Genomic DNA, 14,430 nt, shown 5'->3' with positions numbered 1-14,430 from the left:
CCGGTGTCGTGTGACGTTGTCGGCGACGGGTGTGGGCGCCCCGGCTCCGGGTAGATCGCGCCCGGACCGCGGCGCCCGACTGCCCGGCCGTCGTGGCAGGAGAGACCGTGGGCACCACCCGTGAGGACCTCAGCGGAACCGATCCCGCGCACGAGGAGTTCGGCGACTCCGACCCGGCCCGCGAAGAGCTGGGGGAGACCGACGGCCCCACCGAGGACGAGCTCCAGCAGGCCTTCGACGCCATCGTCAGCGACGGGGCGCAGCGGCTGCACCGCAACTGGCGTGAGGTGCTCACCACCGGGTTCGCCGGGGGGCTCGAGGTCGGCACCGGCGTGCTGCTGTTGTTCGCCGTCTACGCCGAGACCGGCAGCCACCTGCTGGCCGGGCTGGCCTTCTCGGTGGGTTTCATCGCCCTCCTGCTGGCCCGCAGCGAGCTCTTCACGGAGGGCTTCCTCGTCCCGGTGACCGCGGTGGCGGCCGGCCGGGCCGGGTTCGCGCAGCTGGGCAAGCTGTGGGGCGGCACCCTGGTGGCCAACCTGCTCGGCGGCTGGATGTTCATGTGGCTGGCGGTCCGGGCCTTCCCCGACCTGCGGGCCACGGCGATCGAGAGCGCCGTCCACTTCGTGGACTCACCGCTGGACCTCCAGTCGGCCTCGCTGGCCTTCCTGGCCGGGATCGCCATCACCCTGATGACCCGCATGCAGCACGGCACGGAGTCCGACCCGGCGAAGGTCGTCGCCGCGATCGCCGGCGCCTTCGTGCTCGCCGGACTGCAGCTGTTCCACTCGATCCTGGACTCGCTGATCATCTTCGCGGCGCTGCACGCCGGGGCGCCGTTCGGCTACGGCCACTGGCTCGCCTGGCTCTGGTACACCGTTCTGCTGAACATGGCCGGTGGGCTGTTCGTGGTCACCCTGCTGCGGCTGGTCCGCAGCAAGGACATGATCAAGGAGGAGCGGGCGAAGGCCGGGGCCTGAGCTCAGCCGGCCCGTGCGGCGCGGCGGATCGCGACCACGTAGCGGTCCAGGGCCAGCCGCTGCACCTGTCGGCTCACCGGGCCGCCCAGTCGGGACAGCGGCGTCGCCAGCCGGGAGAACGCCCGCAGCGTGTAGACCACGTCGCCGCCGGGCTGCAGCGTGACGACGAAGGACTCCTCGCCGCTCTCCGGGTGCCCGGGCAGCGTGCCGTACCCGAACCCGCGTCGCCGGGGTTCGTCGGCCACCCAGACCACCCGGCAGGGGATGTCCACCCCCAACCGCCGCAGCCCCGCCGTCATCAGCACGACCGTGCCCGGGGTGCTGGCCGGCCCGTCGGCCCGGACGCGCAGCCCCGCGCCCCGCTGAGCGGCCCAGCGGAACACCGCGGCGGCGGCCCGGTCGAAGTCACCCCCGCCGGAACCGACGACGGCGGACCGCTCGACGTGGTGGTAGCCGGCCGGCAGGGTCGCGTCCCGCGTCGCCCCCACCTCGGGGTAGGTGAACGGCGCGCCCGCCAGCTGCGGCAGCGTCGTGCGGCGGAGGACTCCCACGCCGTCAGTGTCCCCGGCCGGGCCCGGGCCCGCCGGTAGGGTGCGCAGCACTGTGCTCCCCGCCGTCTCCGCCACCCGGTACGTCACCCCGCTGCGCGAGGGTGGCTCGCTGCCGGGGCTCATGGAGGCCGACGACCTCGGCACCTACGTGGTCAAGTGGCGGGCCGCCGGGCAGGGCGTGAAGGTGCTCGCCGCGGAGGTGGTCTGCGGGGAGCTGGCCCGCCGGCTGGCCCTGCCGGTGCCCGCGCTCGTCACGGTGGACGTCGTCCCGGAGCTGGCAGTCGGGGAGCCGGACCAGGAGGTCCAGGAACTGCTGCGCAAGTCCGCCGGGACCAACCTCGGGATGGACTACCTGCCCGGCGCGCTGGACTTCGAGGCCGGTGCCGCTCAGGTCGACCCGGAGCTGGCCGGGCGGGTGCTGTGGTTCGACGCGCTGATCGGCAACGTGGACCGGTCGTGGCGCAACCCGAACATGCTCTTCTGGCACGGTCGGCTGCACCTCATCGACCACGGCGCCGCGCTCACGTTCCACCACAACTGGCCCGGAGTCGCGGCGTCCGTGAGCCGGGCCTACGACGCCGCGCAGCACGCGCTGATCGAGTGCGCTCCCGACGTGCGGGCCGCCGATGCCGCGCTGGCCCCGCGGGTCACCCGGCCACTGCTCGCCGAGGTGCTGGCCCAGGTGCCCGACGCCTGGCTGGAGGGGGCCTCGCCCGAGGAGCCCGCCGACGAGGTGCGCGCGCGGTACGTCGGGCAACTGCTGGACCGGCTGGCCGCCCGGGACGGTTGGCTGCCCGGCGTCCTCGCGGCCGCACAGGCCGGCGGCGCCGGGCGGCGCAGTGCACCGCGGGGGCAGAACCGACCGTCCTGGCTGGGGCCGCCCCCGCCGGAGGGGGTGACGCAGCGGTGACCGGGTGGGACACGTTCGAGTACGCGGTGCTGCGCGTCGTGCCGCGGGTCGAGCGCGGGGAGTCGCTCAACGCCGGGGTGCTCGTCTACTGCCGGCAGCGGGACTACCTGGGCTCGCGCGTGCACCTGGACGTCGACCGGCTCCGCGCCCTCGACCCCACGGCGGACCCCGCCGCGATCACCGCCGCGCTGCAGGCGGCCGCCGACGTCTGCTCGGCCGCGGTCGCGGCCGGCGCGGCCGGGCGCGAGGCGCTGGGGTCGCGGTTCCGCTGGCTGACCGCCCCGCGCAGCACCGTCGTGCAGCCCAGCGCCGTGCACACCGGGCTCACCGCCGACCCGGACGCCGAGGCCGACCGGCTGCTGCGGCTGCTCGTCCTCCCCGTCCAGGCCTGACCTCCCAGTCAGAGGACCGCGGTCTTGGCCCCTCCGGTGGCGTGTCCACGACCCCGACGCCGCACCCGTCCCGGTCGGTGGCTACTCACTGTCTACGACTGGACACGATGCGCTCAGACGCCCCGTCGGGATCCCACAGGTCACCCAGCATTCGCGCCTCGCCCGTCGAGAGAGTGATGTACGTCACTTAGCGTCCCGGTCCTCAGCGCCGATCTGACCAGAGGACCCCCCATGACGGACATCGCGCCCACCCGCCGTCGCCTGCTCCTCCCTCTCCTGGACTCCTTCCGACATGGCAGTCGCACGCACACGACGTGCCACTACAAGTGCGGCAACGCCTGCGATGCCGCCGTGCCGAACAAGTCGGACAACCCGACCATCGGCGAGGTGGTCGAGAGCGCCTTCAGCCGGCGGACCCTGCTCAAGGCCGCCGGCGCCGGTGCGCTGGTCGTGGCAGTGGGCCCCTTGCGCTCCACGCCCGCGCTGGCCACCGGGCCGGGCGGAGGCTGGCAGCCGCACCCGGATGCGCCACTCACCTTCGAGCCGGTCGAGCAGAACCTCCTGGACGAACTCGTCACCGCCACCGGCTACCAGTACGCCGTCGTCCTGCGCTGGGGCGACCCGGTGCTGCCGGACGCCCCGGAGTTCGACGTCGACGCCCAGACGCCGGAGGCCCAGGCGAAGCAGTTCGGCTACAACTGCGACTACATCGGCGTGCTGCCCCTGGACCGCCGCGGGCACCGGGCACTGATCGTGGTCAACCACGAGTACACCAACGAGCAGCTCATGTTCGCCGGCGTGGCGGACGAGGACGCGCCCACCACCGACCAGCAGAAGCGCATCGCGATGATGGCCCACGGCCTCTCGGTCGTGGAGCTGCACCGGGAGGGGGACTCGGGCAACTGGCGACCGGACCGGATGGGGAAGCGCAACCGTCGGCTGACGCCGATGACGCCCTTCGAGCTCACCGGACCGGTGGCCGGCTCGGAGTACGTGCAGACCAGTGCGGACCCCGCGGGCCGCCTCGTCCTGGGGACGCTGAACAACTGTGCCGGGGGCACGACGCCGTGGGGCACCACCCTGCACGGTGAGGAGAACTTCAACCAGTACTTCGGGGCGACGACGCCGTTCGTGGAGGACCCGAGGGAGCCGCGGTGGTCCCGCTACGGCATCTCCACCGAGGAGCCCGGCGGCCGCCGGTGGGACCAGGTCGATCCCCGGTTCGACGTCACCCAGGAGCCCAACGAGCCCAACCGCTTCGGGTACATCGTCGAACTCGACCCGTACGACCCCACCTCCACGCCCAAGAAGCGGACGGCGCTCGGCCGCTTCAAGCACGAGGGGGCGAACGTCCAGATCGCCGAGGACGGACGCGTCGTCGCCTACTCGGGTGACGACGAACGGTTCGACTACATCTACAAGTTCGTGTCGAAGAAGCACTACCGGCCAGGCTTCGACCGCGCGTCGCGTGCGCACAACATGACGCTGCTGGAGGAGGGGGACCTCTACGTCGGGCAGTTCACCGGCGACTCGCCCCCCGAGCAGATCGACGGTCTCGCGACGCTGCCCGCCGACGGCGAGTTCGACGGCACCGGCCACTGGCTGCCCCTGGTCAAGGACGGGCAGTCGATGATCCCGGGCAAGTCGGTGCCCTGGGTGCTGACCTTCACCCGGCTGGCCGCCGACCGGCTGGGCAGGCAGCTGGACGCCAACGGCGACTTCCCCGACCCGGCCGCGCCCGTGGTCGTCGACCCCTCGCAGCTGCCCACCCGGATGGACCGCCCCGAGGACATCCAGGTCAACCCGGTCAACGGCCGGGTCTACGCCGCGCTGACCAACAACTCGCAGCGGGAGGTGGCCGACGAGCCCAACCCGGTGTCCCGGTCCTTCGCCTTCGACCTCGAGGACGGCACCTACGAGTTGCGGGACGGGAACCGGAACGGCCACGTCCTGGAGTGGCTGGAGACCGACGGGATCGCCGGCGACGACTTCTACTGGCGGGTGTTCATCGTGGCCGGGGACCCGGAGACCCCGGGGACGTACTTCGCCGGCTACGACAAGACCAAGGTGAGTGCCCTGTCCTGCCCGGACAACCTGGAGTTCGACCCGGCCGGCAACCTGTGGATCTCCACCGACGGGACGGTGCTCTCCACGAGGAACCGGGAGGTCGGCACGTACGCCGGGACGAACGACGGGCTCTTCGCCGTGCCCACGGCGGGGCCGGAGCGCGGCCACCTCAAGGCGTTCCTGACGGTGCCCGTCGGTGCGGAGTGCAGCGGGCCGCTGATCACCCCGGACGTCCGCTCGGTCTTCGTCGCGGTGCAGCACCCCGGCGAGACACCCGGGTCGACCCGGGAGGCGCCGTCGAGCACCTGGCCGGACCGGCTGGCCGAGCGGCCGTACCCGCGGCCCAGCGTGGCGGTCGTCTTCCGGCCCGACGGCGGTCGGATCGGCAGCTGACCCGGTGACGCAGGAGCCCGGCCGCACACGGCGGCCGGGCTCCTGCTGCGCTCTGGCCGCTGGACTCCCAGGCCGCTGCGGCCCACGTCGACCCGGAGCCGGCCGGACGGTCACTGTGGTCCGACGCGCTGATCGGCGGCCACCTCGGCTCGCCGGCGAGAGTGCCTCGGCGCGACACGCCCGGTCGCCCCCAGGGACCCCACCGGTCACCCTCATTTCTGCTGCCGTTCACCGGCTGGGTGGGCGGCCTTCCTAGCGTCCGGGTCGGACCGTCCACCCGACCAGAGGACTCCTCCCATGACGGACATCGTCCCCGCCCGCCGTCGTCTGCTGCTCCCGCTGCTGAACTCCGTCCGGCACGGCAGCCGCAGCCACACGACGTGCTACTACAAGTGCGGCAACGCCTGCGACACCCCCGTGCCGAACACCACGGGCAACCCCACCATCGGTGAGGTCGTCGAGGGCGCGTTCAGCCGGCGGACCATGCTGAAGGCCGCCGGGGCCGGAGCCCTGGTGGTGGCGGCCGGTCCGCTGCAGGCCGCCCCGGCACGGGCCGATGAGGTGGACCTGCTGGACTGGCGGCCGGCGCCCGACGCGCCGCTCACCTTCGAGCCGGTCGAGCAGAACCTCCTCGACGAGCTGGTCACCGCCGCCGGCTACACCTACGGCGTGGTGATGCGCTGGGGCGACCCGGTGCTGCCGGACGCCCCGGACTTCGACGTCGACGCCCAGACGCCGGAGGCCCAGGCCATGCAGTTCGGCTACAACTGCGACTACATCGGGCTGCTGCCGCTGGACCGGAAGGGGCGGCGGGCGCTGATGGTGGTCAACCACGAGTACACCGACGAACAGCTCATGTTCGCCGGCGTGGCGGACGAGGAGGCGCCCACCACCGAGGTGCAGAAGCGCATCGCGATGATGGCGCACGGCATCTCGGTGGTCGAGCTGGCCCGGGACGGGAGCTCGGGCAACTGGCTGCCCGACCGGCGGGGGAAGCGCAACCGCCGGGTCACCGCGATGACCACCCTGGAGCTGACCGGGCCGGTGGCCGGCTCGGAGTACGTGCAGACCAGCGCCGACCCGGCGGGCCGCCACGTGCTCGGCACGCTGAACAACTGTGCCGGCGGCGTGACCCCGTGGGGCACCACCCTGCACGGTGAGGAGAACTTCAACCAGTACTTCGGGACGTCGACGGTCATCACGGAGGACCCACGGGAGCCCCGGTTGTCCCGCTACGGCATCTCCGCCGAGGAGCTCCCCGGCCGCCGGTGGGACGAGATCGACCCTCGCTTCGACCTCACCCGGGAGCCCAACGAGCCGAACCGCTTCGGGTACGTCGTGGAGCTCGACCCGTACGACCCCACGTCCACCCCGAAGAAGCGCACGGCGCTCGGCCGGTTCAAGCACGAGGGGGCCAACGTCCAGATCGCCGAGGACGGCCGGGTCGTGGCGTACTCCGGTGACGACGAGCGGTTCGACTACATCTACAAGTTCGTCTCCAAGGCGCGCTACCGACCCGGCATCGACCGCGCGTCGCGGGCGCACAACATGACCCTGCTGGAGGAGGGCGACCTCTACGTCGCGCGCTTCACCGGCGACTCGCCGCCGGAGCAGATCGACGGCCTGGCCAGCGTGCCGGCCGACGGGGAGTTCGACGGCACCGGCCAGTGGATCCCGCTGGTGAAGGACGGGCAGTCGATGATCCCGGGCAAGTCGGTGCCCTGGGTGCTGACCTTCACCCGGCTGGCCGCCGACCGGCTGGGCAAGCAGCTGGACGCCAACGGCGACTTCCCCGACCCGGCCGCCCCGGTGGTCCTCGACCCGTCGCAGCTGCCCACCCGGATGGACCGGCCCGAGGACATCCAGGTGAACCCGGTCAACGGCCGGGTCTACGCGGCCCTGACCAACAACTCGCAGCGGGAGGTGGCTGACGAGCCCAACCCGGTGTCCCGGTCCTTCGCCTTCGACGTGGAGGACGGCACCTACGAGGAGCGGTCGGGCAACCGGAACGGGCACGTGCTGGAGTGGCTGGAGACCGACGGGATCGCCGGGGACGACTTCTACTGGCGGGTGTTCATCGTGGCCGGTGACCCGGAGACCCCGGGGACGTACTTCGCCGGCTACGACAAGAGCCAGGTCAGCGCGCTGTCCTGCCCGGACAACCTGGAGTTCGACCTGTCCGGGAACCTGTGGATCTCCACCGACGGGAACGTGCTCTCCACCCGGAACCGGGAGGTCGGCACCTACGCCGGGACCAACGACGGGCTCTTCGCCGTGCCGACGGCCGGACCGGAGCGCGGTCACCTCAAGGCGTTCCTCACGGTGCCGCTCGGTGCGGAGTGCAGCGGGCCGCTGATCACCCCCGACTCCCGCTCGGTGTTCGTCTCGGTGCAGCACCCCGGGGAGACCGCCGGGTCGACGCGTGAGTCGCCGTCCAGCACCTGGCCGGACCAGCTGGCCGAGCGGCCGTACCCGCGCCCCAGCGTGGCGGTCGTCTTCCGGCCCGACGGTGGTCGCATCGGCAGCTGAACCGAGGAGCACCGGACCCCGGCCGCGCTGCGCGGCCGGGGTCCGGCCTCAGCCGGGGAAGAGCACGTCCACCCGGCGGGCGAGCTCGAGGTCCAGCTCGGTGAGCCCGCCGGCGGAGTGGGTGACCACCGCCACGCGCACGGTGGTCCAGCGCAGGTCCAGGTCGGGGTGGTGGTCCAGCAGCTCGGCGACGTCGGCGATCGCGCTGATCGCCTCGACCGACGCGCGGAAGGTCGGCAGCTGCAGCGTGCGTTCGATGCCGTCCGGACCGCCGGACCACAGCGGCAGGCCGCTCAGCGCGGCGTCGACATCGGCGGGGGAGAGGCGCGGCGGGCGGGGCATCCGCTCATCCTGGTGCCGATCAGCTCAGGTGTGCAGGCCGCACTCGACCTTGTTCTTGCCGGCCCAGCGGCCGGCGCGCGGGTCCTCGCCCGGGGCGACCGGGCGGGTGCAGGGCGCGCAGCCGATCGAGGCGTAGCCGATCTCCGACAGCGGGTTGACCGGCACCTGGTGCTCGGCGATGTAGGCGTCCACGTCGTCCTGCGTCCAGGCGGCGAGCGGGTTGACCTTCACCATGCCGCGCTTGGCGTCCCAGTCGACGACCCTGGTGCCGGTCCGGGTGGCCGACTCGTCGCGGCGGACGCCCGAGCCCCAGGCGGTGAACCCGGCCAGCGCCTGCGCCAGCGGCTGCACCTTGCGCATCGAGCAGCAGAGGTCGGGGTCGCGCTCGAAGAGCTTCGGCCCGTGCTCGGCGTCCTGCTCGGCGACGGTGCGCAGCGGCTGGACGTTGTGCAGCGTGATCGGCAGGACGCTGGTGATCCAGTCGCGGGTGCCGATCGTCTCGGCGAAGTGGTACCCGGTGTCCAGGAAGACGACGTTCACCCCGGGGACGGCGCGGCTGGCAAGGTGCGCCAGCAACCCGTCGGCCATCGAGGAGGTGATGGCGAAGGACTCGCCGAACGTCTCCCCGGCCCAGGTGAGCACGGCCAGCGCCTGCTCGACGGGGTCGGTGATGCCCTCGAAGCGCGCATCGGCCTCGGCCGCGAGCTCCGGCGTCGGCGTGGTGATGGCGATCGTCATGGGTTCCGCACCCCCGTTCCGGTAAGCCGCAGGGTGAAGGTCCGCAGGCAGGCACCGCAGTGCCAGCCGGTCGCATCGTCACCGTGCGGGGTCAGGTCCTCTTCGCCGCAGTACGGACAGTGGAACGGTGGCAGCTGCCGCGTCCTTCCGGACGTGCTGTCTGTCACACCAGCCACTCGTCGTCGGCCCGCGCCACGTAGGCGGCGAACCGCTCGCCGGGCTCCCGGCGGTCCAGGTAGCCGCGGAGCACCCGCTCGCAGTAGTCCGCGGTCTCCTCCTTGGTGATCTTGTGACCGCGGAACTTGCGGCCGAACGAGGCGTCGACGCCGAGGTGGCCGCCCAGGTGCACCTGGAAGCCCTCGACGCTCTCACCTTCGGCGTTGCGGACGATCATGCCCTTGAAGCCGATGTCGGCGGTCTGGAACCGGGCGCAGCTGTTCGGGCAGCCGTTGACGTTGATCCCGATCGGCTCGTCGAACTCGGGCAGCCGGCGCTCCAGCTCGGCGTAGAGCTCCTGGGCGTGCTGCTTGGTCTCGACGATCGCCAGCTTGCAGAACTCCAGCCCGGTGCAGGCCATGGTGCCGCGGCGGAAGGCGCTCGGGCGCACCAGCAGGTCGTGCTCGGCCAGCGCGTCGACGAGGTCCTCGACCCGGTCGTCGGGGACGTCGAGGATGACCAGCTTCTGCTGCGTCGTGGTCCGGATCCGCCCGCCCTGGGTGCCGTACTCCTCGGCCAGGTCGGCGATCCGGGTGAGCAGCGTGCCGCTGATCCGGCCGGTGCGCAGCGCGAAGCCCAGCGCGTTGTTGCCGTCCTTCTGCTTGCTGACGCCGACGTGGTCGCGCTGGTCGTGCTCCGCCGGGGCCGGGGCCGGGCCGTCGGGCAGCTCGGCGTGCAGGTACTCGTCCTGCAGCACCTGGCGGAACTTCTCCGGACCCCAGTCGGCCATCAGGAACTTGATCCGGGCGTGGTTGCGGGACCGGCGGTAGCCGTAGTCCCGGAAGATCGAGGTGCACGCCGCCCAGACGTCGGTGACCTGGTCGGGGCGGACGAAGACGCCGATCCGCTTGGCGAACATCGGGTTGGTCGACAGACCGCCGCCGACCCACAGGTCGTAGCCGGCCTCGCCGGCGGAGTTCACCACGCCGACGAAGGAGACGTCGTCGATCTCGGGCTCGGTGCAGTGGTCGACGCAGCCGGACATCGACGTCTTCCACTTGCGCGGCAGGTTGCTGAACTGGGGGTCGCCCAGGTACTTCGCGACCGTCTCGGCCAGCACCTCGGAGGCGTCGATCACCTCGTTCTCGAGGATGCCCGCCATCGGGCAGTTCAGCATCACGCGCGGCACGTCGCCGCAGGCCTCCATCGTGCTCAGGCCGACCGATTCGAGCCGCCGCCAGATCTCCGGCACGTCCTCGATCCGGATCCAGTGGTACTGGACGTTCTGGCGGTCGGTGACGTCGGCGACGTCCCGGCCGAACTCGGTGCTGATCCCGCCGAGGACCCGGAGCGACTCACTGGTCAGCGCCCCGCCGTCGATGCGGGCCCGCATCATGAAGTAGGAGTCCTCGAGCTCCTCGGCCTCCAGCACGGCGGTCTTGCCGCCGGGGATGCCCTGCGCCCGCTGGGTGTACAGGCCCATCCAGCGCATCCGCCCGCGCAGGTCGCCGGGGTCGATGCCGTCGAAGCCGGTGTGCGCGTAGATGTCCAGGATCCGCTGGCGCACGTCCAGGCCGTCGGAGTCCTTCTTCATCCGCTCGTTCGGGTTCAGCGGCTCGCGGTAGCCCAGCGCCCACTGCCCCTGTCCGCGGACGGGGCGGTTGCTGCTGCGGGTGGGGGTCGACACGTCAGTCGTTCTCCTCTGCGCCGGCACGCCGAGCGTGCGCGACGCGGCCGGGTGTGGGTGCAGCAGGGAGGCTGCGGGGGAGCGGGCCGTGGTCAGCGCGCGGCGCGACACGCGGCGCTGGAGACCCGCGCCAGGTCGACGTGCAGGCGCTCCACGAGGAGGGCGCCGCAGTCCGTCACGGTTCGATCGTGCCACACCTGGCCGACTCGTGGACCGGGACGGCGGCAACGGTCACTCCGCGGCCGGGACGCCGAAGGAGCGCCAGGCGCTCTCGAGCTCGATCATCTCGGCCACCGACGGCGGCATCGTGCCGTGGACGACGTCGGCCAGGGTCACGTTCTCCAGCACCCGGCGGTAGGCCTCCCGGGCCGCCACCCAGACCGAGGCGAGGGGCTCGGCCGCGCCCGGGTACTCGACGTCCTCGGGGCGCTGCCCGTGCACCTCGGCGAGGAACCCCTGCTCGACCCGCATGACCCGGGCGATGGAGATCTCCGACGGTGGCATCGCCAGGCGGTAGCCACCCTCCCGGCCGCGCTGGCTGGTCACCAGCCGGGCGTGCTGCAGGTCGCCGAGGATGGCCTGCAGGAACCGGGCCGGGATCCCCTGCGCCTGGGCGATCCGCTCGGAGGTGAGCGAGCCGGGCGCCACGGCGGCCAGTTCCACGGCGGCGCGGACGGCATAGTCGACCCGGGCGGAGATGCGCACGCCGAGCATCCTGCCGTGTCTGGGACGCTGCTCCCCGTGTTCCAGCTGCGGTTCACCACCTTGGTGGAGGCCCCTCTGACCGTCGCCTTCGACGTGGCCCGGTCCCTGGGCCGGCCGTGGCCGGTCCGGCTGCAGGAGGTCGTCTCCGAGCGACCCTGGCGCGACGTCCAGGTGGCGGCCTCCGGCAACGGCTGGCGGACCCTGGTCCACACCCGCTCCTTCACCGCCACCGAGGCCGGCACGTTGGTGACCGATCAGGTGGACGCGGAGGCAGCGCTGCCGGGCTGGCTGGGCGCCCTGGCCGATCGGGCGGTGCTGCGGCGCCGCGTCGTCCGGTCGATGCAGGCGCACCTGGACGCGTACGCGGCCGCGGCCGCGCAGCGCGCGCAGGAGGTGACCCAGGTGGTCGGGGCCGCGTTGGTCGACGACCGGCAGCGGGTGCTGGTCGCCCAGCGGGGTTCGGGGTCGCTCGCCGGGTTGTGGGAGTTCCCCGGCGGCAAGGTCGAACCGGGGGAGCCCGAGTTGTCGGCGCTGGTCCGGGAGTGCCGGGAGGAGCTCGGCGTCGGGATCTCGCCTCGGTCGTTCCTCGGGGAGGTGCCGCTGGACGGCGTGGTCGCCGGCGGCGTGCCCGGCGCCTCGACCCTGCGCGTCTGGTGGGGGCGGATCACCGCGGGTGAGCTGGTCGCCCACGAGCACAGTGAGCTGCGCTGGCTGGGCTCCGACGAGCTGGAGGAGCTGGCCTGGATCCCCGCCGACCGCCCGCTGCTCCCCGCCGTGCGCGCGCTCCTGTCCCGCCGCTGACCCCGGGCCGGGGAGCGGAGGCCGTCGGTGCCCACCGACCGGGACCGGGACCGGGCGCGCACACGCTGCGTGACCAGGGCGGGACGACGCCATGATCACGTTGTCCGGGGCCCGTGCCGCACGGCCGGAAACTCTTCGGTCGACGGTCCCGTATTGCCGGGAAGTTCCAGGCTGCTCACGGTGGTCGTTTGCACAGGTCACAAAATGATGACGGCCGTGGACGGCCTCTTCCGGCTCTGCCTAGGGTCTGGCCGTTGCGCTCGTCTGAAAGCGATCCGACAGCTGGATGACAGCGCGTGTTCATGTAGGAGCCCAGTCCGCCCGGCGATCCCCGGTCGGTCAGACCTGATCGTCCCCCCGCACTCGCGGGTCGAGGAGGCAAGCGAACGTGAAGTTGAGCAAGCGCACTTCCATGCTCATCGCTACCGGGCTCACCGGCGCGATGGCGCTCTCGGCGTGCGGCGGTGGCAGCGAGGACAGCGAGGGTGGCGAGGCCAGCGGCGGCTCGGGTCGCGTCGTCTTCGGTGAGTCGACCGACTTCCCGGAGAACCTGTACCCGAACATCGCCGCGGGCAACGCCACCTCGGTGGCCAACGTCCTGATCAAGGTGCTGCCCTCGGCCTACCAGGTCCAGCCCGACTTCACCGTCGAGTTCAACGAGGACCTCTTCACCGGCGAGCCGACCCTCGAGGAGGTCGACGGCCAGCAGGTGAACACCTACGAGATCAACCCGGACGCGGTGTGGAGCGACGGCACCCCGATCACCGCGGACGACTTCGAGTTCACCTGGCGGGCCAACCGCAGCGGTGACCCGGCCGACGGCGGCTGCCCCGCCGTCCTGTCGACCACCGGCTACGAGCAGATCGCCTCGGTCGAGCCCGGCGAGGACGAGAAGACCGTCGTCGTCACCTACGAGACGCCCTTCGCCGACTGGCAGGGCAACTTCGAGAACCTGCTGCCGTCCCACCTGATGGACGCCGACGACCCGGCCGCGGTCTGCGAGACGATCACCGAGGGGTGGCCGATCGCGGAGGGTCTGCCCGAGGGCATCTCCGGTGGCCCGTGGCAGGTGTCGAACATCGACGCCGGCGCGCAGGTCATCGTGCTCGAGCCCAACCCCGAGTGGTGGGGCGACGGGCCGCAGCTCGAGCAGCTGATCATCCAGAACATCGGCAACGACCCGACGACCGCCGTCCAGGGTCTGCAGAGCGGCGAGCTGGGCGTCATCTACCCGCAGCCGCAGCTCGACCTCGTCGAGCAGGTCCAGGCGCTGGAGCCGAACGTCGAGAGCGAGATCAACTTCGGTCTCACCTTCGAGCACCTCGACCTCAACACCCAGGACCCGCACCTCGCGGACCCGCTGGTGCGCCAGGCCCTCGCCTACGCCCTGGACCGCCAGGAGATCGTGGACCAGACCGTCGGGCAGTTCTCCTCCGACGCGCAGGTGCTGAACAACCGGATCTGGCTGAACACCCAGCCGGAGTACGAGGACACCGCGCCGGAGCAGGTCAAGACCCAGAACGTCGAGGAGGCCCGCGCGCTGCTGGAGCAGGCCGGCTACACCGCCGGTCCGGACGGGTTCTACACCCACCCCGAGCGTGGCCCGCTGGACATCCAGATCGACACCACGGAGAACAACCCGCTGCGGCAGACCACGATCGAGGTCATGATCCCGCAGCTGGCCGAGGCCGGGATCAACGCGTCCTTCAACGCCAACCCGGACATCTTCGCCGGTGCCGAGTCGCCGACCTCGCTGGAGGGTGGCGGCTTCCAGGCGGCGCTCTTCGCCTGGGTGGGCAACCCGTTCATCACCTCCTCGCAGTCGATCTACCAGACGCCGCAGGGTGACAACATCCAGCAGAACTACAGCCGGATCGGCAACCCCGAGATCGACGCGCTCTTCGCCGAGCTGGCCACCGAGCCGGACCGCGAGCGGCAGGCCGAGCTGGGCAACCAGATCGACGGCCTGCTCTGGGAGCAGATGGCCACTATCCCGCTCTACCAGAAGCCGACCTTCGTCGCGCACCAGGCGAACATCGAGGGTGTGCAGGACAACCCGACCGAGGCCGGTCCGCTGTGGAACTCGGAGACCTGGACGGTCGAGTGACGCAGAGCTCCACCCAGCACGGCTGAGCACCACCTGAGCACGACCGCACCACCCGGCCCGGCGCCGCCCTCGGCG

The 14,430-nt window shown here is 72.0% G+C and carries 13 protein-coding genes; 7 read left to right on the top strand and 6 right to left on the bottom strand.

Annotated features, from left to right (window positions below):
• Positions 1-107 precede the first annotated feature (107 nt).
• Positions 108-977 carry a formate/nitrite transporter family protein gene (locus O2W20_RS17140; protein WP_269173931.1) on the top strand — a complete coding sequence of 290 codons (870 nt, stop codon included), beginning with the start codon at positions 108-110 and terminating at the stop codon, positions 975-977.
• Between the two features lie 2 nt (positions 978-979).
• Here the strand turns inward: O2W20_RS17140 and O2W20_RS17135 are convergent, their stop codons facing one another.
• Positions 980-1,528 carry a DUF1990 family protein gene (locus O2W20_RS17135; protein ID WP_269173930.1) on the bottom strand — a complete coding sequence of 183 codons (549 nt, stop codon included), beginning with the start codon at positions 1,526-1,528 and terminating at the stop codon, positions 980-982.
• Positions 1,529-1,568: 40 nt separating this feature from the next.
• Here O2W20_RS17135 and O2W20_RS17130 point away from each other — a divergent pair, with 40 nt between their 5' ends.
• From O2W20_RS17130 to O2W20_RS17115, 4 genes are all read left to right on the top strand, one after another.
• Entirely contained in the window at positions 1,569-2,438 is an 870-nt protein-coding gene (locus O2W20_RS17130) for a HipA family kinase (protein ID WP_269173929.1), read from the top strand.
• Positions 2,435-2,830, top strand: coding sequence for a DUF3037 domain-containing protein (locus tag O2W20_RS17125; protein ID WP_269173928.1), 396 nt, complete (start codon positions 2,435-2,437; stop codon positions 2,828-2,830). Before O2W20_RS17130 ends, O2W20_RS17125 begins: the two co-directional genes overlap by 4 nt.
• Before the next feature lie 231 nt (positions 2,831-3,061).
• Entirely contained in the window at positions 3,062-5,290 is a 2,229-nt protein-coding gene (locus O2W20_RS17120; RefSeq protein WP_269185517.1) for a PhoX family protein, read from the top strand.
• 297 nt (positions 5,291-5,587) lie between these two features.
• Positions 5,588-7,819 (top strand): PhoX family protein, encoded by a 2,232-nt coding sequence (locus O2W20_RS17115; protein WP_269173926.1) that lies wholly within the window; start codon positions 5,588-5,590, stop codon positions 7,817-7,819.
• A gap of 48 nt (positions 7,820-7,867) precedes the next feature.
• On the opposite strand, the gene O2W20_RS17110 is transcribed toward O2W20_RS17115, so the two are convergent.
• The 5 genes from O2W20_RS17110 to O2W20_RS17095 form a co-directional block, all read right to left on the bottom strand.
• Positions 7,868-8,161, bottom strand: a complete 294-nt coding sequence (locus tag O2W20_RS17110; protein WP_269173925.1) for a 4a-hydroxytetrahydrobiopterin dehydratase — start codon at positions 8,159-8,161, stop codon at positions 7,868-7,870.
• Between the two features lie 24 nt (positions 8,162-8,185).
• Positions 8,186-8,899 carry a phosphoadenylyl-sulfate reductase gene (locus O2W20_RS17105; protein WP_269173924.1) on the bottom strand — a complete coding sequence of 238 codons (714 nt, stop codon included), beginning with the start codon at positions 8,897-8,899 and terminating at the stop codon, positions 8,186-8,188.
• A 163-nt stretch (positions 8,900-9,062) separates the two neighbouring features.
• Positions 9,063-10,742: a nitrite/sulfite reductase gene (locus tag O2W20_RS17100; RefSeq protein WP_269173923.1), complete on the bottom strand. Its 1,680-nt coding sequence runs from the start codon at positions 10,740-10,742 to the stop codon at positions 9,063-9,065.
• A 92-nt stretch (positions 10,743-10,834) separates the two neighbouring features.
• A complete protein-coding gene (locus O2W20_RS22825) occupies positions 10,835-10,921 on the bottom strand; it encodes a putative leader peptide (protein ID WP_371327776.1) in 87 nt (28 codons plus the stop codon).
• 52 nt (positions 10,922-10,973) lie between these two features.
• A complete protein-coding gene (locus O2W20_RS17095) occupies positions 10,974-11,456 on the bottom strand; it encodes an RrF2 family transcriptional regulator (protein WP_269173922.1) in 483 nt (160 codons plus the stop codon).
• 6 nt (positions 11,457-11,462) lie between these two features.
• Between O2W20_RS17095 and O2W20_RS17090 the strand changes: the two genes are divergently transcribed.
• Positions 11,463-12,248: a (deoxy)nucleoside triphosphate pyrophosphohydrolase gene (locus tag O2W20_RS17090; RefSeq protein WP_269173921.1), complete on the top strand. Its 786-nt coding sequence runs from the start codon at positions 11,463-11,465 to the stop codon at positions 12,246-12,248.
• A gap of 412 nt (positions 12,249-12,660) precedes the next feature.
• Entirely contained in the window at positions 12,661-14,355 is a 1,695-nt protein-coding gene (locus tag O2W20_RS17085) for an ABC transporter family substrate-binding protein (protein ID WP_269173920.1), read from the top strand.
• Positions 14,356-14,430 lie beyond the last annotated feature (75 nt).

Origin of the sequence: Modestobacter sp. VKM Ac-2982 (assembly GCF_026967935.1) — a bacterium.
In the GTDB taxonomy this organism is placed as follows: Bacteria; Actinomycetota; Actinomycetes; order Mycobacteriales; family Geodermatophilaceae; genus Modestobacter.
Note: the sequence above shows the minus strand (reverse complement) of the source record. Positions and strands in the feature narration are given on the sequence as shown.